Below are 22,968 nucleotides of genomic sequence, written 5' to 3'. Positions count from 1 at the left end.
GCGGCCTGTGCCACACTGGTCGACGTGACCGCCGTCGCTCTGCTCGTGAACCCGGTGTCGGGGCGCGGGCTCGGAGCCCGGGCCGCCGATGCCGCGGTCGCGCGCCTGCGCGAGCACGGCATCGAACCGCGGGTGCTGCGGGGCGGATCGCGCGACGAGATGCGCCGCCTCGCCGCAGCCGCCGTGCGCGACCGGCCCGACGCGATCGCCGTCGTCGGCGGCGACGGTACGCTCTCGCTGATCCTCGACGACGTGCTCGGCTGCGGGATCCCGATCGCGCTCGTGCCCGCGGGCACCGGCAACGACCTGGCGCGGGCGCTCGGGCTGCCCGTCGGCTCGGGGTCGGCTGCATCCGCGGAGCAGGCCGCCGCCGCGATCGATCTCGTGCTGAACGGCCGCACCCGCCCCATCGATGTCGGCGAGATCGAGTGCACCGTCCCGGGCGGCGGTGTGCGGCGCATGCGCTTCCTGACGGTCTGCGCGATCGGGCTCGACGCCCGCGTCGCCGACCGCACCAATCGGCTGCGCTGGCCGAAGGGGCGGCTGCGCTACTTTCTCGCGCTCGCGATCGAGCTGCTGCGCCTGAGCGCGCTGCCGTTCGAACTGCGCCTCGACGGCGGTGCGCCCGAGCCGAGGCCCGGCATCCTGCTCGCCGTCGGCAACACTCGCAGCTACGGCGGCGGCATCCCCATGTGCCCCGACGCCGACCCGGCCGACGGCTTCCTCGACATCACGCACGTCGCGCCGATCGGCCTCGCGCGTCTGCTGCGCATCTTCCCCCTGCTGCTGCAGGCCCGCCACGCCGAGCGCCCCGAGGCGACGATGCTGCGCGCGAACGAGGTCGAGGCGCAGGCGCCCGGCCTCGTCGCCTACGCCGACGGCGAGCGGGTCGGCGAGGGCCGCGTGCGCATCCGCCTGGCCGCCGAGCGGCTCGAAGTGCTCGCCCCGGCGTAGGGCGGGCCGTTCGCGGGAGGCGATCCCTGTCGATGGTCACCCGAGGGCGGTAGCCTGGCGCAATGCGAACCTTCACCCTGCCGGGCACCGATCTCACCGTCTCCGAGGTCGTGCTCGGGCTCATGCGCATCGAGCACCAGAGCGACGAAGAGGTGCGCGCGCTCGTGAGCGCCGCGCGAGACGCAGGGATCAACGTCCTCGACCACGCCGACATCTACGGAGACGCCGTTCACGGCTGCGAACGCCGCTTCGCCGAGGCGCTGCGGCTCACGCCGTCGGAGCGCGAGCAGTGGAAGATCCAGTCGAAGGTCGGCATCGTCGACGACGGCCCCTACTTCGACTTCTCGTACGAGCACATCATCGAGGCGGTGCACGGATCGCTCGCAGCGCTCGGCACCGACTACCTCGACCTGCTGCTGCTGCACCGGCCCGACGCGCTCGTCGAACCCGACGAAGTGGCGCGCGCGTTCGACGAACTCGCGGCGGCCGGCAAGGTGCGCGCATTCGGCGTCTCGAACCACACGCCGGGGCAGATCGAGCTGCTGCGCCGCAGCCTGCATCAGCCGCTCGTCGTGAACCAGCTGCAGCTGTCGATCACGCACGCGCCCATGATCTCGCAGGGGCTCGCCGCGAACATGCAGGGGCTCGAGCAATCGGTGATGCGCGACGGCGGCGTGCTCGACTACTGCCGGCTCAACGACATCGCAGTGCAGGCATGGTCGCCGTTCCAGGCGCAGTTCTTCGACGGCGCCTTCCTCGGCTCCGACCGCTACCCCGAGCTGAACGCCATGATCGACCGACTCGCCGAGAAGTACGACGTGCCGCCCGAGGCGATCGCCGTCGCGTGGATCACCCGGCACCCCGCGCGCATGCAGGTCGTGCTCGGCACCACCACGCCCGCACGCGTCGCAGCAGCGGCGCAGGGATCCGACATCGTGCTGACCCGCCCCGAATGGTACGAGCTCGTGCGCGCGGCGGGCACCGTCGTGCCGTAGGTCGGCGTCGGGCGGGCTGCGCGGCGCGGTGCCGGTCAGGGGAAGGCGACCCCTGTCGAAGTCGCCCGCATCGGCGATAATCGACGTATGCATGATGGAGTGATTCACGGGGCGACGCTCGCCGAATGGCAGCGGCGCGAGCCGGTCATCGCCGACCTCGTCGCGCTGCGCGAGACCGAGTGGTTCGCGCCCCGCCTGCCGCCGACCGCCGTCGCGCTCGCCGATGTAGGGCTGACCCGCGCCGACATCGACGACGCGGCGGCCCGGCTGAAGCGCTTCGCCCCCTACTTCCGCGCCGTGTTCCCCGAGACGGGGGCGACGCAGGGCATTCTCGAATCCCCGCTCGTCGGAGCGCCCCGCCTGCACGCCGAGCTCGCCGCACGCGCGGGCCGCGAGCTGCCGGGCAGCCTCTGGCTGAAGCTCGACAGCGAACTGCCGGTCTCGGGCTCCATCAAGTCGCGCGGCGGCATCTACGAGGTGCTGCGGCACGCGGAGCAGCTCGCCGTCGAAGCCGGCGTGCTGAGCATCGACGACGACTACGCGAAGCTCGCGACCCCCGAGTTCGCCGAGTTCTTCGGGCAGTACGGCATCGCGGTCGGATCGACCGGTAACCTCGGCCTCTCGATCGGCATCATCAGCGCCCGCCTCGGCTTCGCCGTCACCGTGCACATGTCGGCCGATGCGCGCCAGTGGAAGAAGGACAAGCTGCGCTCGCACGGCGTCGAGGTCGTCGAATACGACGCCGACTTCTCGGAGGCCGTGACGCGCGGGCGCGAGATCGCCGAGACCGACCCGAGCTGCTACTTCGTCGACGACGAGAACTCGCGCGACCTCTTCCTCGGCTACGCCGTCGCCGCCCGCCGCCTCGCCGGGCAGCTGCGCGCCTTCGACATCGAGGTCGACGCCGAGCACCCGCTCTTCGTCTACCTGCCGTGCGGGGTCGGCGGCAGCCCGGGCGGCATCGCCTTCGGCCTGCGCACCGAATTCGGCGACCAGGTGCACCCGATCTTCGTCGAACCCACCCACAGCCCGAGCGTCATGCTCGGCGTCGTCACCGGCCTGCACGAGCGGACCTCGGTGAACGACTTCGGCATCGACAACGTCACCGCCGCAGACGGCCTCGCGGTCGGCCGCCCCTCGGGCTTCGTCGGCCCCGCCATGCAGCGCCTCGTCGACGGCTACTGCACCGTCGACGACGACCGGCTCTACCGCGACCTCGCGCTGCTCGACCGGACCGAAGGGCTGCGCGCCGAACCCTCGGCGATGGCCGGCCTCGTCGGCCCCGAGCGGGTCGCGGCGCACCCCGAATACCTGGCGGCGCACGGCATGACGATCGCACAACTCGCGCATGGCACTCACATCGCCTGGCTCACGGGTGGCAGTATGGTGCCAGCCCCTGAAATGGAAAAGTATGTGGCTCGGGGGCGATCCCTGGTCGAATGATCAGGCCTTCTCACTGAAAGGAAGACAGATGCCCGACGCACCTGTACAGACCCCCGCCACCACCGCCAGGCTCTTCGCCGAGCTGGTCGGCACCTTCGTGCTCGTCTTCGGCGGCGTCGGCACCGCCGTGTTCGCCGGGAGCCACGTCGGCTTCCTCGGCGTCGCGCTCGCATTCGGCCTCACCGTCGTGGTCGGTGCGTACGCCTTCGGCCCGCTCTCGGGCGGCCACTTCAACTCGGCAGTGACCGTCGGCCTCGCCGTCGCCGGCCGCTTCGCGTGGAAGGACGTGCCCGGCTACCTCATCGCGCAGATCATCGGCGGCGTGCTCGCCTCCTCGCTGCTCTTCGCCATCGCGAACGGCCGCCCCGATGCCGACCTCGGCAGCTTCGCCTCGAACGGCTACGGCGAGGGCTCGCCCGACGGCTACGGCCTGCTCTCGGTCATCCTCATCGAGACGACGCTGACCGCCGTCTTCGTGATCGTGATCCTCGGCGCGACCCACAAGCGCGCGGTCGCGAACCTCGCCCCGCTCGCCATCGGCCTCACGCTGACGCTGATCCACCTCATCTCGATTCCGGTGTCGAACACCTCGGTGAACCCGGCCCGTTCGATCGCCGCCGCGATCTACGGCGGCCCCGAGGCGCTCGGCCAGCTGTGGGTCTTCCTCGTGTTCCCGACCCTCGGCGGCATCATCGGCGGTCTCCTCTTCGCGCCGCTGTTCGACCGCGTGCAGCAGCTGCGCTCGGCGTAGGCGCCGGCGCGACCCCGCCCTGCGGCGCCTCCCTCGCCGGGCGACCGTATAGGCAACGAACGGCCGTGCAGCTCGAACACCGTATTCGAGCTGCACGGCCGTTCTTCGTCTATACGCTGGCCACACAGTGCCTCAGCACCTCTTCCTCTCAGTGCCTCAGTGCCTCAGTGCCTCAGTGCGGCCGGCGGCGATGTTCCTCCACAAGTGCGCATCGTCCGAGTTCTCCACAGATTGCGCAATCCGCGCCACGGACCGGCCGGGAGCGGGCAGGATCACCGCATGAACATCATGCCCCGAAGCCTCTCCGAAGCCGGGTCGGCGCTGCGCACGACCCAGCATCTGCGGCGCGGTGGCCTGACGCCACGGCAGATCGCTCGGGCGGTCGCGACCGGCGAACTCGTCAGGTTGCGCCCCGGTTGGTACGCGCAGGGCGAGCGCTGGCGGCTCGCCGCACCGGAGGCCCGTCAACTGATGGCAGTGCAAGCCGCACATGCGGCGCAAGCGGAATCGGCGAAGCGGGCAGGCCAGGGATCGCCGCGCGTATTCAGTCATCGCTCCGCGGCCACGCTGCACGTCCTGCCGGTGTGGTCGGGTTGGATGCGTCACGGCCGGGAGCCGGTCGCCGACACCACCGGCACGGTGCACCTGCTGCTGCATCCCGCAGCCAGCGGCACGTTCGGTGATCGCGTCGTACGTCACCGGGGCGAGTGCAGTTCGGCAGAGGTCGTCGAGATCGCGGGCTTCGCCTGCACCTCGGCCGACCGCACGCTCGCCGACCTCTCCGCGACGGAACCGTTCGCGGTCGCGCTGGCCTGCGCGGATCAGCAGGTACGCGTCGAAGCCGCCCGCGACCGCGCGGTCGACGTCGAGCTGTGGGAGAGCTGGCGCAAGCGCATGCTCGCCTACGCGGAGGCCAGGAAGGGGAAGCGCGGCGTCGCCGCGCTGAGGGCGCTCGCGCGATTGGCCGATCCGCGCGCGGAGTCGCCGCTCGAGAGCGTGAGCCGCCTGCGCGCGCTGCAGCTCGGGCTCGACGTCCAACTGCAGGTCCGGGTGCCGGCGGAGGACGGCGGCACGCTGCATCTCGACTTCGTGTTCGCAGCGGCCGGAGTGTTCGGCGAGTGCGACGGTCGGAGCAAGTACAGCGACCCCGACTTCTTGCGAGGCCGCACGCCCGAGCAGGTCGTCGAGGCGGAACGTCGGCGGCACAATTGGGTCAGCGGCAGCACGGGCATGGCCGGGGTTCGCTGGGAGGCGCGGCACGTCGTCACCGTTGCGCGCTTCGCGGAGCGCATGCGGAGGTTTCAGGTGCCCTTCCCCGGCCGAGCGTCGCGCGCGTACGGCCCCGAGGTCGAGGCGTTTCTGAACGCCTTGGCCGGGTGAACCGGCCCGACGCCCGTGAGTGGCCCTGGTGGCGAGCCGGGCGGAGCCGGGTTCCGGGCCGCGCGAGGATCGATCGTAGAGGCGAAGCGCGAGCGTGCAGCCGATTCACGGTAAGCCGGCTGCACGTTCGTTACTCGGCTGCACGCTCGCCCGGGGTAATAATGGGGAAGAAGGGGGCAGGGGGAGGGGCAGGGGGCAGCACCGGGGCACGGGGCACGGGGGCAGGGGGCCGGGGGCCGGGCCGGGCCGGAGGCCGGCGCCCGAGCCGACTCACACCGCCTGGGGGAACGACTCCGCCGCGCGCTCGGCGAGGTGCTGCAGGTGCTCGGGCACCGGGATGCCCTTCGCGGCCATGGTCTGCGCCCACAGCCGGCCGGCGCGGTACGACGAGCGCACCATCGGGCCCGCGAGCACGCCCGAGAAGCCCATCTCGTCGGCCTCGTGCTTCAGCTCGACGAACTCCTCGGGGCGCACCCAGCGGTCGATCGGGTGGTGCAGCTTCGAGGGGCGCAGGTACTGCGTGAGCGTGATGATGTCGCAGCCCGCGTCGCGCAGCTCGCGCATGGTGTCGGTGATCTCCCGGCGCTCCTCGCCCATGCCGAGGATGAGGTTCGACTTCGTGACCATTCCGGCGGCCTGCGCCTGCGTGATGACCTCGAGCGAGCGCTCGTAGCGGAAGCCGGGGCGGATGCGCCGGAAGATGCGCGGCACGGTCTCGAGGTTGTGCGCGAACACCTCGGGCCCGGCCTCGAACACCTGCGCGAGGTCTTCGGGGCGGCCGCCGAGGTCGTCGGCGAGGCACTCGACGCCCGAGCCCGGGTTGAGCTCGTGGATCTGCCGGATGGTCTCGGCGTAGAGCCAGGCGCCCGTGTCGGGCAGGTCGTCGCGGGTGACGCCGGTGATCGTCGCGTAGCGCAGGCCCATGGTGCGCACGGATTCGGCGACGCGGCGGGGCTCGTCGAGGTCGAGGGGCAGCGGTTTGCCGCTCGTGATCATGCAGAAGTCGCAGCGGCGCGTGCAGATGGAGCCGCCGATGAGGAAGGTCGCCTCGCGATCCTCCCAGCACTCGTAGATGTTGGGGCAGCCGGCCTCCTGGCAGACGGTGTGCAGGCCCTCGCTCTTCACGAGCGACTGCACCTCGCGGTACTCGGGGCCGAATTTCGCCTTCGCCTTGATCCACGAAGGCTTGCGCTCGATGGGGGTCTCGGCGTTGCGCGCCTCGACGCGCAGCAGCTTGCGGTTCTCGGGTTCGGGGCGGGCGCCGGTAGACGGCAGGATCTGGACGCTCATGCGGCGACCTCCTCGATCGCGGCCGACAGGTGCGAGTGCAGGGTCTCGGCGACATCGGCGGGGGTGATGGGGCGCCCCGTGAGGAGGCTCAGCGTGGTGACCCCGGCGTCCGAGATGCCGCAGGGCACGAAGTTCGCGAACGGGGCGAGGTCGTTCGAGCAGTTGATGGCGATGCCGTGGGTGACGATGCCGTCGCTCGTGTGGATGCCGATCTGGGCGACCTTCGACGGGGTCGGGTCGCCCGCGTCGGTCCAGACGCCGGCGCGGCCCTCGACGCGAAAACCGGTGACCCCGAACTCGGCGACGGTGTCGATGATGACGCGCTCCAGGGATCGCACGAAGTCGACGACGCCGAGCGTGTTGCGCAGCCGCACGACGGGATACGCCACGAGCTGGCCCGGTCCGTGCCAGGTGACCTTGCCGCCCCGATCGACCGCCACGACCGGAGTGGCGTCGTGCGGGTACTCCTCGGGGAGGGCCCGTCGGCCCGCCGTGTACACGGCTTCGTGCTCGAGCAGCAGCAGGGTGCCGCGCTCGCCGCGGTCGCGGATGCCGGCCACCGCCTCGGCCTGCAGGTTCAGCCCGTGCTCGTAGGGGACGAAATCGGGGTCGAAGCCCGCGGCGACCATGCGCACGGGCGCGCGAGTGATGGTTGCGTTCATGCGGAACACATTAGTTGAACTCGATACAACAAACCAAGTCATGGGTGCGGGACGATGGGAATCCCGTGAAACATTCGGACGGATCGCTGCCACGGGCGGCCGGAATTGCTAGCGTCGGAGGCATGACCATCGCGCGCACCACCATCGGCTCATCGGAACTCGAAATCGCACCTCTGGCCCTCGGCGGCAACGTGTTCGGCTGGACCGCCGATCGCGATGCCTCGTTCGCGGTGCTCGACGCGTTCCTCGAAGGCGGCGGCGACTTCGTCGACACGGCCGACGGGTACTCGCACTGGGTGCCGGGCAACCAGGGCGGCGAATCCGAGACGATCATCGGCGAATGGTTCGCGCAGCGCGGCCGGCGCAACGATGTCGTACTCGCCACGAAGGTCTCGACCCACCCCGAGTTCTCGGGCCTCGCGGGCGACAACGTGCGCCGTGCGGCCGACGCCTCGCTGTCGCGGCTCGGCACCGACCGCATCGACCTCTACTACGCCCATTTCGACGACCCCGAGACGCCGCTCGAAGAGACCATCGCGGCGTTCTCGGAGCTCGTCGACGCGGGCAAGGTGCGCGCGATCGGCGTCTCGAACTACACCGCCGAGCGGCTCGAGGAGTGGATGCGCATCTCGCGCGAGGGCGGCTACCACCTGCCCGTCGCGCTGCAGCCGCACTACAACCTCGTCGAGCGGAAGTTCGAGACGAACGGGCTGCAGGCCGCGGCCGAGGCCGCCGGGCTCTCGGTGTTCACCTACTTCTCGCTCGCGAAGGGCTTCCTCGCCGGCAAATACCGCGACGCGGCCGATGCGAGCGGCGCAGGGGCGAGTCCGCGCGCGAGCGAGGCGGCGCACTACCTCGACGACCGCGGCCGCGCGGTGCTCGCGGAGCTCGACAGCATCTCGGCGGCGCACGGCGTCGCCCCCGCGACGGTCTCGCTCGCGTGGCTGCGCGCGCAGCCCACGGTCGCGGCGCCCATCGCGAGCGCGCGGAACCTCGAGCAGCTGCCGGCGCTGCTCGCCGCGCTCGAGCTCGAGCTGACGGCCGAGGAGGTCGCGCGGCTCACAGTCGCCGGCGCGTAGGTGCACAGGGAGGTGATCCCTGGCGAAAAAATTATCACAGAACGGTAACGATCTTCGCTATGCTGTGGGGCACCGGAGCGCTCGACGGGCCGCGCGGCATTCGTGCCGACCCCCGCTCGCAGCGGCCCGGGATTCCGGCGCGGTGCAGCGAGGGGAGGTCGAGCGATGCCGTTCCAAATGCTCGTCATCGCGGTGTTCATCGCCGTGTTCGGGGCGAATCCGTACGCGGCGGCCGTGAGCCCGCTCGCGCTGCCCGGGGCCCTGCAGAGCAGCGAGGGCATCGGCATCATCGCCCACCGCGGCGCCGCAGCCGTCGCTCCTGAGAACACGCTCGCTGCGGCGCGCGCCGGCATCGCACAGGGCGTCGAATTTCTCGAAGTCGACGCGCAGCTCACCGCCGACGGCGTGCCGGTGCTCATGCACGACCCGACCGTCGAGCGCACCACCAACGGCTGGGGGCCGATCGCGCAGCTCACGCTCGCCGAGGTGAAGACGCTCGATGCGGGCGGCTGGTTCAGCGCCGAGTTCGCGGGCGAGCCGGTGCCCACGCTCGAGGAGTTCGCGGCCGAGATCGACGGTACGCCGGCGCGGGCGCTCGTCGAACTGAAGGGGGAGTGGCGCCTCGAGCAGGTGCAGGCCGCGCTTGATCTGCTGCGGGCGCGAGGCATGGTGAACCGCGTCGCGCTGCAGTCGTTCGACCTCGGCATGCTCGAGGTGCTGCGCGAGGAGGCGCCCGAGTTCGCGCTCGTCATGCTGACCCGCGAGTGGACCCCGACGATCGTGGAGCGCGCTGCGCAGCTGCAGGTGTCGGCGATCGGCGCACGAACGAAGCTGCTCTACGCCCGCCCGGCCCTCATGGACCGTGCGCAGGGCTTCGGCATCGGCACGCTCGCCTACACGCTCAACTCCGAGAAACGATGGGCTGCGGCGAACGATCGCGGTGTCGACTTCGTGGTCACCGACGACCCGGTCGGGCTCGCGGACTGGCGGGGCCGGGCATGATGCGCAGGTGCGGCGGCTTCTCGAGGCGACGCGCCAGCGGTGCCGCGGCGCGGCTGACGTAGACTGTGCCCGTGCAGCAGCGGTGGGCGGGGCGACAGGGATCGGCGACGATCTTCGGGCTGCTCGTTTCGGCCCTGGTCGTCATCGCCGTGCTCATCGCGGCGGCGCTTGCGGGCCCCGGACGGCCGGGCCGCGGCGAGACCGCCGGCGGGCCTGGCGGCGGGTCGAGCGACGGGCGGGGCGGCGAGGCCGCCGGCATCCGCGCCGATATCCGTGCGGCGAGCGTCGAGGTGCGCGAGTTCGAGGTGCCCGGGCCCGCCGCTGGCGCCGACGGCGATACGCACGTCGTGACCGCTGCCGACGGCGTGAACCGCGTCGGCTCCGACGCGGTGACGGTGCGGTCGTACGTGCCGAGCGGAGCGCCGTGGGCGACGCTCGTGTGGGCGCACGGCGGATCGTTCGTGCACGGCGGGCTCGACTGGCCGGAGGCCGACTGGGTCGCGCTGCGCTTCGCCGAGGCCGGCGTGCGGGTCTACTCGGTCGACTACGCGCTCGCGAGCGACACGGTGAAGGCGCCCGCGCCTGTGAACGATCTCGGCGCCGTGGTCGAGTGGGTCGCCGCGAATAGCGAAGGGCCGCTCGTGGTCGGCGGCGCGAGCGCCGGGGCGCACCTCGCGGTGCTCGCAGCGCTCGGGCAGGCCGATCGCGCCGCGGCATCGAGTGCCGCGACGTCGCTGCCGGGTGCCGCAGTGCGGGCGGCGGATGCCCTGGTGCTCGAGTACCCGACCCTGCACCGGGTGCAGCGGGAGGATGCATCGATCGCCGATGCGGTGGCCGAGCTGCCCGAGCAGCGCCGCTTCCGCCCCGCCCGCATCGCCGACATGTACGGCTTCTATCTGGGCGAGCCGGGCGCGGATGGCCCGGCAGATGCGGCGGATGCGACCGGCGAGCTGATCGCGGGCGAGCTCGAGTCGAGCCGCCTCGCCCTGCTTCCCCCGACGGTGATCGTGAACGCCGATGCCGACGAACTGCGCGCCTCGGCCGAGCAGTTCGCGGAGCAACTGCGCGGGGCGACCGTTCCGGTCATCGAGAGCGTGCAGGCGGGCACCGTGCACGGCTACATGAATCGGCCTGAAGCGTCGGCGCAGGCGGAGGCCGATGCTCGCGAGACCATCGCGCGCTTCGTGGAGGAGCTGCGGCGCATCCTGGGCTGAGCGGCGGCCGTCAGGCGTCGAGCGCTGCGGCGATGCGTTCGGGCGACAGCGCGGCGTCGATGGCGAGCTGCGCGGCGCCGAAGAGCGCCGCATTGCCGGCCGCGCGCGACGGCGCGATCGTGAGCTGCTCGGTCGACAGCGGGATCGACCGGGCGTAGACGACCTCGCGCACCCCGGCGAGCAGGTGCTCGGCCGCCTGCGCCATGGCACCGCCGATGACGATCGTCGACGGGTTCATGAGGCTGACGCAGGCGGTGAGTACCTCGCCGACGTCGCGGCCGGCCTGGCGGATCGCCTGGACCGCCGAGACATCGCCGGCCTTGGCGAGCGCGACGACGTCGCTCGGCCGCGCGAGCGGAGCCTCGGGTGTGCTGAGCGCTCGGGCCAGTGCGCGACCCGAGGCGACGGCCTCGAGGCAGCCGCGGTTGCCGCAGGGGCAGGGGGTCTCGGCTGCGCGGGCGAGTGCGACATGGCCGATGTCTCCCGCGGCTCCGTTGGCGCCGCGCCGCAGCGAGCCGCCCGAGATGACGCCCGCGCCGATGCCGCTCGCGACCTTGACGAAGATGAGATCGGAGACCTCGGGCCAGGCGGTGCTCTGCTCGCCGAGCGCCATGATGTTCACGTCGTTGTCGACGAGCACGGGGGCATCGAACTCGGTACGCACCGCGGCCGGAATGTCGAAGCGGTCCCAGCCCGGCATGATGGGCGGGTTGATGGGGCGCCCGGTCGAGAATTCGACGGGGCCGGGCACGCCGATGCCGATGCCGGCGACCTGTTGCGTCGTGTAGCCGAGCGCCGGGAGCAGATCGGCGGCGGTGCGCAGAATCCAGGCGATGGCCGCATCGGGGCCGTCGGCGATGTCGCGCTGCGCCGACGTCTCGGCGAGCAGCTCGCCGCCGAGATCGGTGATCGCGATGCGGGCGTGCAGCGCTCCGAGGTCGGCCGCGATGACGACTGACGCCCGGGGATTGAAGGCGACCTGCGACGAGGGCCTGCCGCCCGTCGACGCCGCGTCTTCGACGGGGGCGATGAGCCCGAGCTCGAGCAACTGGTCGATGCGCTGGCTGATCGTGGGTCGGGAGAGGCCGGTGAGGTGCGCGAGGTTCGCCCGGGTGACCGGTCTGCCGTCGCGCAGCAACTGCAGCAGGCCGCCCGCCGTCGAGAGCGAGGCGCCGTTCTGGGCTGAGGGCTGAAGCACCCTTTCAGTTAAGCACAGATGAAAGTTGGTAACAGTTTGATCACTTATGAAGAAGACTTGACAAAAGTGGTTGCGATGCCAGCACAATGGGGGCATGCCCACCCAGACAGAGCTGTCACGACCCGACCGACGCATCGGCATGATCGGCGCGGGGTTCATGGCGCGCACCCACTCGATCGCCGCGCGCCTCGCTGGTGCGCGGCTCGACGCGATCGCGGCCTCGACCGATGCGAGCGCGACGCGGGCCGCGACCGAGTACGGCTACGAGCGGGCGCTCGCCGCAGACGAGCTGATCGCGGCGAGGCTGCCCCTCGTCCACGTGTGCACGCCGAACCCGAGCCATGTCTCGTACGCACGCGCCGCGATCCGCGCGGGCGCCCACGTGATCTGCGAGAAGCCTCTCGCGACGAACGCGGCCGACGCGCTGGCGCTCGCCGCAGAGGCCGATGAAGCGGGGCGGCCGGGCGCCGTACCCTTCGTCTATCGCTACCACCCGATGGTACGCGAAGCGCGGGCCCGCATCGCCGCGGGCGAAGCCGGCGCCGTGCTCACGGTGTCGGGGCGCTATCTGCAGGATTGGATGCTCGCGGCGGAGGACGACAACTGGCGCGTCGGCGTTGACACCGGCGGGCCTTCACGGGCCTTCGCAGATATCGGCTCCCACCTCGTCGATCTCGTCGAATTCGTGAGCGGCGACCGCATTTCCAGGCTCGTCGCAACGACGCGCACGGTGCATCCCGAGCGCGGGGGCCACACGGTGCAGACCGAGGATTCGGTGGCGCTCGCAGTCGAGCTCGCGGGAGGCGGAATCGGTACGCTGCTCGTGTCGCAGGTCGCCCCGGGACGCAAGAACGGGCTCGTGCTCGAGATCTCGGGCGCGCGCGAGACTCTCTGCTTCGAGCAGGAGGACCCGGAGCGGCTCTGGGTCGGTCGCCGCGGCCACTCATTGCTTCTGCGTCGCGACACCGACACCCTCGCCCCCGACGCCGCGCGCCTGTCGAAGGTGCCGAGCGGTCATGCGCAGGGCTATCAGGATGCGTTCAACTCGTTCGTCGATGACGCCTATGCCGTCGTGCGAGGCGAGCACCGCGAGGGCCTGCCCACCTTCGCCGACGGCGCGCGCGCCGCGGTCATCACCGACGCCGTGCTCGCCTCGGCGGCGAGCGGCTCCTGGGTGGAGGTGAGCGGAGCATGACGCCGACAGCCGCGCAGACGCGGGTCCCCGTGCAGGCCGGGTCCGCTCCGGTGCTCTCTGTGACCGATGCCCGCAAACAGTTCTACGGCGTCGAGGTGTTGCACGGCGTCTCGATCGACCTCGTACCCGGCTCGGTGCACGGCCTCGTCGGCGAGAACGGCGCCGGCAAGTCGACGCTGATGAAGATCATCGCGGGCGTGCACCGGCGCGACGGCGGGGAGGTCAGACTGCGCGGCGAAGTCGTCGACTTCGGTCACCCTGTCGAGGCGGCCGCGGCGGGCGTCGCCACGGTGTTCCAGGAGTTCAACCTGCTCGCCGACCGCACGGTCGCCCAGAACGTGTTCCTCGGCCGCGAGCCGCGCCGGTTCGGTCTCGTCGACGTCGCGGCGATGCATCGCGCGACCGCCGAACTGCTCGACGACCTCGGCATCGCGGGCATCGCGCCCGACGCCCGGGTCGGCAGCCTGACGGTCGCCGAGCAGCAGATCGTCGAGATTGTGAAGGCCCTCTCGGTCGACGCCGCCGTCATCTCGATGGACGAGCCGACCGCCGCCCTCGCCGACCACGAGGTAGCGATCCTCTATCGCGTGATCCGCCGCCTGCGCGATCGCGGAGTCGCCATTCTCTACGTCTCGCACCGGTTGAAAGAGATCTTCGATCTCTGCGACACCATCACCGTCATGAAGGACGGCGCGCTCGTCTCATGCGATCCCGCTTCGGATCTTGACCAGCCGACGCTCGTACGGCGCATGGTCGGCCGCCCCATCAGCGCATTCTTCCCCGACCCCGTGCCCGGCACCGAGATCGGTGCCCCGGTCGTCGAGGTGCGCGGCGGCGGCAACACGCAGCTCGACGGCATCGATCTCGAGCTGCGCGCCGGTGAGGTGGTGGGGCTGTCGGGTCTCCAGGGGTCGGGCCGCACCGAGCTCGCCCATGCCGTCTTCGGTGCCGCGCCCTTCACCCGCGGTGAACTGCAGATCGACGGCGAGCGCGCACGCATCGCCGCACCGCGCCAGGCCGTGGGCCGAGGCATCGCTCTCGTCACGGAGGATCGCAAAGGCACCGGCCTCGCGCTGGGCCAGTCGATCCTCGACAACGCGCTGCTCGCGATCCGCAGCGTCTTCCCGGGGCGCACCCGGGCGAAGCGCGCGGAGATCCCTGGAGTGTTCTCATCGCTCGAACTGGTGAGCCAGGGTCTGAAGCAGGAGGTGCAGGCGCTCTCGGGCGGCAACCAGCAGAAGGTCGTGCTCGCGAAGTGGCTCGCGACCGCGCCGCGCGTGGTGCTGCTCGACGAGCCGACGCGCGGCATCGACGTCGGTGCGAAGGTCGCCGTCTACCAGCTCATCCGCGAGCTCGCGAAGTCGGGTGTCGCTATCCTGCTCGTCTCGAGCGAGCTCCCCGAGGTGATCGGCATGGCCGACCGCATTCTCGTGATGCGCGACGGCCGCATCGCGGGCGAGTTGCCCGCCGCGCCCACGGAGGAGCGCGTGCTGGCCCTCGCCACGGGCGCAGAAGCTGCAGAAGCAGCACCCCCGGGTGCACAGCCCGTGACCGACCGGCCTACGACCGACGAGGGAGGCGAACGATGAACCGCATCGGTGCGCGACTGCGGGGCCTCGATACGACGGTGATCGTCTACATCGCCCTGATCGCGGTGCTCGCCTTGAGCGCCGTGCTCGTCGCGACCGCCGGGCGCAACCTCTTCAGCCCCGGCAGCATCCGCGACATCCTCACCGGAATGAGCGTGCTCGGCTTCGTCGCGATCGGGCAGACGCTCGTGATCCTCGGCGGGTCGCTCGACCTCTCGGTGCCCTACGTCGTGAGTCTCTCGAGCCTCATCGCCGCCCAGACCATGCACGGCAGCACCGCCATGATCGTGCCCGCCGTGGCGCTGGCGCTCGGCGTCTCGGCCGTGATCGGCCTCGCGAGCGGGCTCATCGTCACCTATCTCAGGGTGCACGGCTTCGTCGCGACGCTCGGCATCGGCCTCATCCTCAAGGGCTACCTCGACACGAACTACAAGGGCACAGAGGGCGAGGTGCCGTGGGCGTTCCAGCTCTTCGGCGCCACGGGCGTCGGCCCCGTGCCCGTCTCGACGATCGTGATGCTCGCGCTCGCCGCCGTCGTGGCCTTCCTGCTCGCCCGCAGCGGCTTCGGCCACCACCTCTTCGCGGTCGGCGGCAACAGCGAGGTCGCGAGGCTCTCGGGCGTGCGCACCCAGGCGCCGCTCATCTGGGCGCACGTCATCTGCTCGGTCTTCGCAGGGATCGCGGGCCTGCTGCTCGCCAGCCGTCTCGGCACCGGCAGCCCGACCGTCGGCGTGCAGGGCGGCTACGACTTGCTGTCGATCGCGGCGGTCGTGCTCGGCGGCACCCTGCTCTCGGGCGGGCGCGGTTCGATCTGGGGCACGGTCGGCGGCGTTGCGATCTTCGCGGTGCTCGACAACCTCATGAGCGTGCTGCAGGTGAACCCGTTCCTGAAAGATGTGGTGCGCGGCGCCGTCATCGTCATCGCGGTCGCTGTGTACTCGCGCCGCCGCGTCGTCGCCAGGCGCGAGCGCTTCACGAGATCGGGCGGCATCGCGCCGGTGCCCCAATCGGCGTTGGTCTCCGAGACCGCCGAGGCCGAGGGAGGTGCGCGATGAACGCACGCGCCTTCGCCCGCACGCTCGTGAGCCCCAAGGGCGCCGTCTTCCTGCTGCTCATCGTGCTGCTCATCGCCGTCACGGCGCTGAACCCGTCGTTCGCCGAACCCGGGCAGTTGCTGCGCTACATCCAGCGCGTCGCCCCCATCGCCATCGTCGCGATCGGGCAGTACTTCGTCATCGTGAGCGGCGAGTTCGACCTGTCGCAGGGCTCGCTCGTCACGACGCAGGTCGTACTCGCCGGCACCCTCATCGGACAGGACGACGCGAAGTCGCTGCCGGTACTGCTGCTGCTCGTCGTGCTCGGTGTGCTCGTCGGCATCGTCAACGGTCTCGTCACCACGCTGCTCAAGGTACCGTCGTTCATCGTCACCCTCGGCATGATGCTCGTGCTCTACGGCGGCGTCATGTGGTGGACGGGCGGGGCCGCGACCGGCAACCCGGCCGACTCGTTCCGCCAGATCGGCCGCGGCGGCATCACCGACCTGCCCGTCATCGGCATGCTGCCGTGGGCCGTCATCGTGCTCGTCGCGGCCATGGCCATCGCCGCCCGGCTCTCGCGCCGCCCCTTCGGCCGCACTCTCATCGCGATCGGCGATAATCCGGCGGCGGGCGAATTCGCCGGAGCCTCGGTCTGGCTGACGAAGACGTGGGCGTTCGTGCTCTCGTCGCTCTCGTCGACCGTAGCGGGCGTGCTGCTCGTCGGCTACGCGGGCGTGCACCCTTCGGTCGGCCGCGGCTACGAGTTCATCGCGATCACCGCGGTCGTGCTCGGCGGCGTCGTGCTCGGCGGCGGCCGAGGCTCGGTCTGGGGAGCCCTCGCCGGCGCCTTCGCCCTCGAGACGCTCTTCACACTGCTGAACTTCACCTCCGTGCCCTCGACGCTGCGCGACGCCATCCAGGGCGCCATCATCATCGCGGCCGTCGCCTACTCCGGCGCGGCCTTCGCCTCGCGAAAGCGCGGGCGGGCGACGATCCCTGCGGAACAGACCCCTGCAGGGCACGACCCACAGACTCCCGGGGCTTCCGGGCCAGAACCGACGGTGGCAACCCCGTCGACCGATCCCGTCGGCAGCGGTGCCGAGCCGGGTCCGAACATGAAGGAGAACCGATCATGAAACGATCGCTGAGCATCACGGCGTGCCTCGTCGGTGCGGCATCGCTGATCCTGCTGACGGGGTGCACCACCGATCCCTCGGTGGAGAGCGCCGACGACAGCACCGCGAGCAGCGAGGAGGCGTCGACCGACTGGTTCGATCAGGCGCTCTTCGACAAGCAGTACGAGGAGCGGACGGTCGAACCTGAGGGCCCCGCTGACAAGCCGTATCTGCAGACCATCAACGCCGATGCGATGACCGACACGGCCGAGTACGCGTCGGAAGGGGCAAAGAAGCTCTGCTTCGCCAATGCCTCGATCTCGAACCCGTGGCGCCAGACCGGCTGGATCACGATGAACGAACAGCTGAAGGTGCTGCAGGAGTCCGGCGCGTTCTCGTCGATGGAGACCCGCGACGCGAAGGATAGCGACGACACTCAGATCGCCGACATCGACTACTTCATCTCCGAGGGCAACTGCGACGGCTTCATCATCTCGCCGAACTCCACCGCCGCAATGACGCCCGCCGTCGAGCGAGCCTGCGAGACCGGCAAGCCCGTCGTCGTCTTCGATCGCGGCGTCGAGACCGACTGCGCTGTCACGTTCATCCACCCGATCGGCGGGTTCGCCTGGGGCATCGACACATCCGAGTTCCTCGTCGACAACCTGAAGGAGGGCGACAAGGTCGTGGCCCTGCGCATTCTCCCCGGCGTCGACGTGCTTGAGCAGCGTTGGGCTGCTGCTGAGAAGATCTTCGACGAGAACGGCATCGAAGCGGTCGACTACTTCACCGGTGCCGACCCCGCGGAGATCAAGAAGATCATCTCGGACGAACTCGCCAAGGGCGACGTGCAGGGCATTTGGATGGACGCTGGCGACGGCGCCGTCGCAGCCATCGAGGCCTTCGAGGACGCCGGCAAGGACTACCCCGTCATGACGGGTGAGGACGAGATGAGCTTCTTGCGCAAGTGGGATGAGACCGGCCTCACCGGCCTCGCCCCTGTCTACTCGAATTTCCAGTGGCGCACGCCGCTGCTCGCGATGCAGAAGATCTTCGCCGGCGAGGCCGTGCCGACGGAATGGGTGCTGCCGCAGAGCCCCATCACGGCCGAGGAGCTGCCCGAGTACCTGAAGGCGAACGAGGGCATGCCCGACGGGCACTACGCCAAGTTCGGCGGCGAGGACCTGCCCGGGTATCCGACCGTCTGGCAAGAGCGCGTGATCCCGTAGACAGGCGTAGGGGCCCGGTCCCCGGACCGGACGACGGGCCCCGTTCCCTGAGCGTGTCGAAGGGAACGGCGCCACCAGCGGAAGGGACGACCATGCAGCGAGAGCTGGGGGTGAACACCTGGGTGTGGGTGTCACCGCTCGATGACGACCGGCTGTTCGATATCGCGCAGACGGCGCGGTCGATCGGCTACACCCTGCTCGAATTGCCCGTCGAGAGCCCGGGTGGCTGGTCGCCCGGGCTCGCCGCCGAACGGCTCGCGGGCCTCGGCATGGGAGCTCGCATCGTCGGCGCCATGGGCGAGGGGCGCGATCTGCTCGTGGATGAACTGCGCGAGGCGACGCAGGCGTATCTGCGCCATTGCGTCGATGTCGCGGTCGCCGTCGGGTCGCCGACGGTCGCAGGTCCCTTCTCGGCCCGCACCGGTCGCGTCTGGCGCATGGACGCGGAGGCGCGCGCCTCGGCGATCGGTGCGCTGCGGGCAGCGTTGGCCCCGGTCGCGGAGTACGCCGCCGAGCGCGGCGTGACCCTCGCCATCGAACCGCTCAACCGCTACGAGACCAGCCTCATGAACACCGTCGAGCAGGCGCTCGACGCGCTTGAGCCGCTGCTCGGCCGCGGCGTCGGCATCGCGCTCGACAGCTACCACCTGAACATCGAGGAGCGCGTGCCCGCCGACGCCGTGCGGCTCGCGGGCGAGCACACCGCCGTCGTGCAGGTGTGCGGCAGCGACCGTGGTCCCGCAGGGCCCGATCACACCGACTGGCCCGCCTTCCTCGATGCGCTCGACGAGGTCGGCTACACGGGCCCCTTGACGCTCGAGAGCTTCACCGGCGATAACGACACCATCGCCACCGCGGCCTCGATCTGGCGCCCGCTCGCCCGGACGCAGACCGAGCTCGCCCGCATCACCTACGATTTCCTCACCGACCTGCAGCAGCGAAGGAGCAGCCGACCATGACGCACGAGGCCTCCCACCCCGTCACACTCTTCACCGGCCAGTGGGCCGACATGCCCTTCGAGGAGGTTGCGCGCCACGCTTCTGAGTGGGGCTACGACGGTCTCGAGATCGCAGCCTCGGGCGACCATCTCGACCTCGCGCGCGCCGATGAAGACGACGCCTACCTGCGCTCCCGCCTCGATATTCTCGACCGCTACGGGCTCAAGGTCTGGGCGATCTCGAACCACCTCGCGGGCCAGGCCGTGTGCGATGACCCCATCGACTTCCGCCACCAGGCTATTCTGCGCGACTACGTCTGGGGCGACGGCGACGCCGAGGGGGTGCGCCAGCGCGCCTCGGAGGACATGCAGCGCGCTGCGCGCGTCGCCCGGAAGCTCGGCGCCGACGTCGTCACCGGGTTCACCGGATCGAAGATCTGGCCCTACGTCGCGATGTTCCCGCCCGTACCGCAATCCGTCATCGACGACGGGTATGAGGATTTCGCGCGGCGCTGGAACCCGATCCTCGATGCGTTCGATGCCGAGGGCGTGCGTTACGCCCACGAGGTGCACCCCTCCGAGATCGCGTACGACTACTGGACGACGGTGCGCGCGATCGAGGCGATCGACCATCGGCACGCCTTCGGGCTGAACTGGGACCCGAGCCACCTCGTATGGCAGGGCATCGACCCGATCGGCTTCATCGTCGACTTCGCCGATCGCATCTGCCACGTCGACTGCAAGGACACCCGGCTGCGGCCGGCGACCGGGCGCGCCGGCGTGCTCGGTTCGCACCTGCCGTGGGGCGACCCGCGCCGCGGCTGGGACTTCGTGTCGACCGGGCACGGAGACACGCACTGGGAAGACGGCTTCCGCGCCTTGAACTCGATCGGCTACACGGGCCCCATCTCGATCGAATGGGAAGACGCCGGCATGGACCGGCTGCATGGCGCCGCCGAGGCGGTCGGTCGCATCAGGTCGCTCCTGTGGAAGCAGCCGGAGGCCGCATTCGATTCGGCGTTCTCGAACCAGTAGCCGAACACGTATGGGGTCGTCTGGGGCTGATCCGCCGATCCGCGCAACTGTCGCACGGAACGCCGCGATCCGCAAGCGGTTTCGCGACCGCCTTCCTGCAGGTAGTATTTAGCTAGCTTAGCTAGCTAAATACTATTTCGGGAGTGCAACCATGGCCAGGGATCACGCGACCACCCAGCGCAGACCGGGCGTTCGCCTGTTGCGCATACTCCTGCCCGCCCTGCTGATCGTGCTCTGGGTCGTGGGCGCCGGCCTCGGCGGCCCGCTCTTCGGCAAAGTCGACGAGGTGTCGTCGAACGACCAGACCTCCTACCTCCCTGAATCCTCCGCGGCCACGGAGGTGCAGCGGGCACTGCCCGATTTCCTCGGCGACGACGAGATTCCCGCCGTCGTCGTGTTCTCGTCCGAGAGCCCGCTCGACGACGCCGCGCTCGCGCAGCTCGGCGATGCGCTGAACGATGCCGAACGCGTGCCCGGCATGGTGTCGGGCGCCTCGCCCGTCATCCCGTCGGAGGACGGGCTCGCGGCCCAGGCCTTCGTGCCCATCGACGCCGATGCCGATCTCTCGGAAGCGGTCCAGCGCCTCGGCACCGAGCTGCGGGACGCCGCCCCGGCCGGCGTCTCCGTGCATGTCACCGGGCCCGCCGGGTTCACCGCCGATCTCGTCGCGGGCTTCGCCGGCATCGACGGCATCCTGCTGCTCGTCGCGCTGCTCGCCGTGCTCGTCATCCTCATCATCGTGTACCGCTCGCTGCTGCTGCCGGTCGTCGTGCTCAGCACGAGCCTCTTCGCCCTGTGCGTCGCCCTGTTCGTCGTCTGGCACCTCGCCGACGCGGGGGTGCTGCTGCTCAGCGGCCAGACCCAGGGCATCCTCTTCATCCTCGTCATCGGCGCCGCCACCGACTACTCGCTGCTGCTCGTCGCGCGCTTCCGAGAGGAGCTGCGGGTGACGCACGATCGCGGCACTGCGATCGTCGCGGCGGTCAAGGGATCCTTCGAGCCGATCGTCGCCTCGGGCGGCACCGTGATCGCCGGCCTCCTCTGCCTGCTGCTCAGCGACCTCAAATCGAACAGTACCCTCGGCCCGGTCGCGTCGATCGGCATCGTGTTCGCCATGCTCTCGGCGCTCACCCTGCTGCCGGCGCTGCTCTTCGCCTTCGGGCGCGCCGCGTACTGGCCCCGCCGGCCGAGATTCGAACCGGACGCGGTGCGTGCCGAGGCGGGCATGCCGAGCGGCGGGGTGTGGCGCCGGCTCGCCGGTGCGGTGCGGCGCAGGCCGCGCCCCATCTGGATCATCACGCTGCTCGTGCTGGTCGTCGGTGCGGCGGGCGTCACTCAGCTCGACGCCCAGGGGGTGCCCCAGTCCGACCTCGTGCTCAGCCCGTCGGAGGCCCGCGACGGCCAGACGATCCTCGGCAAGCACTTCCCGGGCGGCTCGGGCAGCCCCGTATACGTGCTCGCCGATGCCGACGATCTGCAGGGGGCGGCCGACACGATGCTCGCCCGCGACGGCATCGGCTCGGTGTCGGTCGCGAGCGAGGATTCGCCGAGCGGAAGCGCGCCGGTGACGGCCGACGGCATCCAGCCCGCCGGTCCGCCCTCCAGCACCGCAGGCGCGACGGGCACTGCCGGCCCCGAGGCAGGCCCCGAGGCCGGCCCGCCGCCGGCCCCCGAACCGACCGTGCGCGACGGCCGGGTGCTGCTGCAGGGCACGCTCGACGACGCCGCCGATTCGAGCGCCGCCGCCGGGACGGTCACGGCCCTGCGCACCGACCTCGTCGACGCCGGCCTCGCCGACGCGATCGTCGGCGGTGTCACCGCGACCTCCGTCGACACCAATCAGGCGTCGATCCACGACCGGACGCTCATCATTCCGATCGTGCTGCTGGTGATCCTCGTGATCCTCATGCTGCTGCTGCGCTCGGTGCTCGCGCCCGTGCTGCTGATCGTCACCACCGTGCTCTCGTTCGGCACTGCTCTCGGAGTCGCGGCGCTCGTATTCAACGGGGTCGTCGCGTTCCCGGGCGCCGACCCCGCCGTGCCGCTCTACGGCTTCGTCTTCCTCGTCGCGCTCGGCATCGACTACAACATCTTCCTCATGACGCGCGTGCGCGAGGAGTCCCGAGCGCACGGCACGCGCGAGGGCATCGAGCGGGGGCTCGCCATCACCGGCGGCGTGATCACGTCGGCGGGGCTCGTGCTCGCGGCGACCTTCGCGGCGCTCTCGGTGATCCCCATCCTCTTCCTCGTGCAGATCGCGTTCATCGTCGCGTTCGGCGTGCTGCTCGACACCTTCGTCGTGCGCACCCTGCTCGTGCCGGCCCTCGCGACCGACATCGGCAAGGCGATCTGGTGGCCCTCGAAGCTGTGGCGGAGGGGCGAGCCGTGAGAATCTGGTCGCTGCACCCGGCCCACCTCGACCGCATGGGGCTGCTCGCCTGCTGGAGAGAGACCCTGCTCGCGCAGGCCGTGCTGGCGGGCCGCACGCGCGGCTATCGCAACCACCCGCAGCTCGCACGGTTCCGCGAACTCGATGCGCCGCTCGCGGCGGTCGGGGCCTACCTGGGCGCCGTCGCCGACGAGGCGCAGGCGCGCGGCTACCGCTTCGACCGCGACCGCATCCTGCACGACCCGGTCGGGCGGGCGGAGGGCAGCCCGGCGCCAATCCCGGTGACGGTCGGCCAGCTCGACTTCGAGTGGGCGCATCTCGGCCGCAAGCTGCACGAGCGCAGCCCGGAGTACGCGGCCCGGTGGGACGATGCGGAGCCGAGCCCGCACCCGCTCTTCACCGCCGTTCCGGGCGGGGTTGAAGCCTGGGAGCGGCCGTGATGCGTCGCCCGGGCGGTGCTCGCGACAGGGATCG

The 22,968-nt window shown here is 70.8% G+C and carries 20 protein-coding genes; 17 read left to right on the top strand and 3 right to left on the bottom strand.

Annotated elements, in window-relative coordinates; genetic code table 11:
• Positions 1–24: 24 nt before the first annotated feature.
• From NHL51_RS04460 to NHL51_RS04440, 5 genes are all read left to right on the top strand, one after another.
• Complete coding sequence (locus tag NHL51_RS04460; RefSeq protein WP_434141970.1) at positions 25–954, top strand: diacylglycerol/lipid kinase family protein; 930 nt, start codon at positions 25–27, stop codon at positions 952–954.
• 62 nt (positions 955–1,016) lie between these two features.
• On the top strand, positions 1,017–1,949 hold the full coding sequence (locus NHL51_RS04455; RefSeq protein ID WP_434141969.1) for an aldo/keto reductase: 933 nt from the start codon (positions 1,017–1,019) through the stop codon (positions 1,947–1,949).
• Between the two features lie 87 nt (positions 1,950–2,036).
• Positions 2,037–3,392: a D-serine ammonia-lyase gene (locus NHL51_RS04450; RefSeq protein ID WP_434141968.1), complete on the top strand. Its 1,356-nt coding sequence runs from the start codon at positions 2,037–2,039 to the stop codon at positions 3,390–3,392.
• 28 nt (positions 3,393–3,420) lie between these two features.
• A complete protein-coding gene (aqpZ, locus tag NHL51_RS04445; protein WP_434141967.1) occupies positions 3,421–4,143 on the top strand; it encodes an aquaporin Z in 723 nt (240 codons plus the stop codon).
• 279 nt (positions 4,144–4,422) lie between these two features.
• Positions 4,423–5,523: a hypothetical protein gene (locus NHL51_RS04440; protein WP_434141966.1), complete on the top strand. Its 1,101-nt coding sequence runs from the start codon at positions 4,423–4,425 to the stop codon at positions 5,521–5,523.
• Between the two features lie 270 nt (positions 5,524–5,793).
• Here the strand turns inward: NHL51_RS04440 and lipA are convergent, their stop codons facing one another.
• Together lipA and lipB are read right to left on the bottom strand one after the other, a co-directional pair.
• Entirely contained in the window at positions 5,794–6,813 is a 1,020-nt protein-coding gene (gene lipA / locus NHL51_RS04435; protein ID WP_434141965.1) for a lipoyl synthase, read from the bottom strand.
• A complete protein-coding gene (gene lipB / locus NHL51_RS04430) occupies positions 6,810–7,475 on the bottom strand; it encodes a lipoyl(octanoyl) transferase LipB (protein ID WP_434141963.1) in 666 nt (221 codons plus the stop codon). Before lipB ends, lipA begins: the two co-directional genes overlap by 4 nt.
• 122 nt (positions 7,476–7,597) lie before the next feature.
• Here lipB and NHL51_RS04425 point away from each other — a divergent pair, with 122 nt between their 5' ends.
• From NHL51_RS04425 to NHL51_RS04415, 3 genes are all read left to right on the top strand, one after another.
• Positions 7,598–8,554, top strand: coding sequence for an aldo/keto reductase (locus NHL51_RS04425; protein WP_434141962.1), 957 nt, complete (start codon positions 7,598–7,600; stop codon positions 8,552–8,554).
• A gap of 165 nt (positions 8,555–8,719) precedes the next feature.
• A complete protein-coding gene (locus NHL51_RS04420; protein WP_434141961.1) occupies positions 8,720–9,556 on the top strand; it encodes a glycerophosphodiester phosphodiesterase in 837 nt (278 codons plus the stop codon).
• A gap of 71 nt (positions 9,557–9,627) precedes the next feature.
• Positions 9,628–10,770 carry an alpha/beta hydrolase gene (locus tag NHL51_RS04415; protein ID WP_434141959.1) on the top strand — a complete coding sequence of 381 codons (1,143 nt, stop codon included), beginning with the start codon at positions 9,628–9,630 and terminating at the stop codon, positions 10,768–10,770.
• A gap of 10 nt (positions 10,771–10,780) precedes the next feature.
• On the opposite strand, the gene NHL51_RS04410 is transcribed toward NHL51_RS04415, so the two are convergent.
• Complete coding sequence (locus NHL51_RS04410; RefSeq protein ID WP_434141958.1) at positions 10,781–11,968, bottom strand: ROK family protein; 1,188 nt, start codon at positions 11,966–11,968, stop codon at positions 10,781–10,783.
• A 94-nt stretch (positions 11,969–12,062) separates the two neighbouring features.
• Here NHL51_RS04410 and NHL51_RS04405 point away from each other — a divergent pair, with 94 nt between their 5' ends.
• From NHL51_RS04405 to NHL51_RS04365, 9 genes are all read left to right on the top strand, one after another.
• The gene (locus tag NHL51_RS04405; RefSeq protein WP_434141957.1) at positions 12,063–13,163 is read left to right on the top strand and encodes a Gfo/Idh/MocA family protein; all 1,101 of its coding nucleotides are present in this window, start codon (positions 12,063–12,065) and stop codon (positions 13,161–13,163) included.
• Entirely contained in the window at positions 13,160–14,752 is a 1,593-nt protein-coding gene (locus tag NHL51_RS04400) for a sugar ABC transporter ATP-binding protein (protein WP_434141955.1), read from the top strand. Before NHL51_RS04405 ends, NHL51_RS04400 begins: the two co-directional genes overlap by 4 nt.
• Positions 14,749–15,807 (top strand): ABC transporter permease, encoded by a 1,059-nt coding sequence (locus tag NHL51_RS04395; RefSeq protein ID WP_434141954.1) that lies wholly within the window; start codon positions 14,749–14,751, stop codon positions 15,805–15,807. The genes NHL51_RS04400 and NHL51_RS04395 overlap by 4 nt, the downstream gene beginning before the upstream one ends.
• Positions 15,804–16,925 carry an ABC transporter permease gene (locus NHL51_RS04390; protein WP_434141953.1) on the top strand — a complete coding sequence of 374 codons (1,122 nt, stop codon included), beginning with the start codon at positions 15,804–15,806 and terminating at the stop codon, positions 16,923–16,925. Before NHL51_RS04395 ends, NHL51_RS04390 begins: the two co-directional genes overlap by 4 nt.
• Positions 16,922–18,133: a substrate-binding domain-containing protein gene (locus NHL51_RS04385; protein ID WP_434141952.1), complete on the top strand. Its 1,212-nt coding sequence runs from the start codon at positions 16,922–16,924 to the stop codon at positions 18,131–18,133. Before NHL51_RS04390 ends, NHL51_RS04385 begins: the two co-directional genes overlap by 4 nt.
• Before the next feature lie 92 nt (positions 18,134–18,225).
• A complete protein-coding gene (locus tag NHL51_RS04380; protein WP_434141951.1) occupies positions 18,226–19,092 on the top strand; it encodes a sugar phosphate isomerase/epimerase family protein in 867 nt (288 codons plus the stop codon).
• Positions 19,089–20,105: a sugar phosphate isomerase/epimerase family protein gene (locus NHL51_RS04375; protein ID WP_434141950.1), complete on the top strand. Its 1,017-nt coding sequence runs from the start codon at positions 19,089–19,091 to the stop codon at positions 20,103–20,105. Before NHL51_RS04380 ends, NHL51_RS04375 begins: the two co-directional genes overlap by 4 nt.
• A gap of 151 nt (positions 20,106–20,256) precedes the next feature.
• The gene (locus NHL51_RS04370) at positions 20,257–22,494 is read left to right on the top strand and encodes an MMPL family transporter (RefSeq protein WP_434141949.1); all 2,238 of its coding nucleotides are present in this window, start codon (positions 20,257–20,259) and stop codon (positions 22,492–22,494) included.
• Positions 22,491–22,934, top strand: a complete 444-nt coding sequence (locus NHL51_RS04365) for a pyrimidine dimer DNA glycosylase/endonuclease V (protein WP_434141948.1) — start codon at positions 22,491–22,493, stop codon at positions 22,932–22,934. Before NHL51_RS04370 ends, NHL51_RS04365 begins: the two co-directional genes overlap by 4 nt.
• The last annotated feature ends 34 nt before the right edge of the window (positions 22,935–22,968 follow it).

Origin of the sequence: Leucobacter sp. gxy201, from assembly GCF_051043335.1 — a bacterium.
GTDB lineage: Bacteria > Actinomycetota > Actinomycetes > Actinomycetales > Microbacteriaceae > Leucobacter.
The sequence above is the reverse complement of the archived record's forward strand: the minus strand, read 5'-3'. Positions and strand labels throughout refer to the sequence as shown.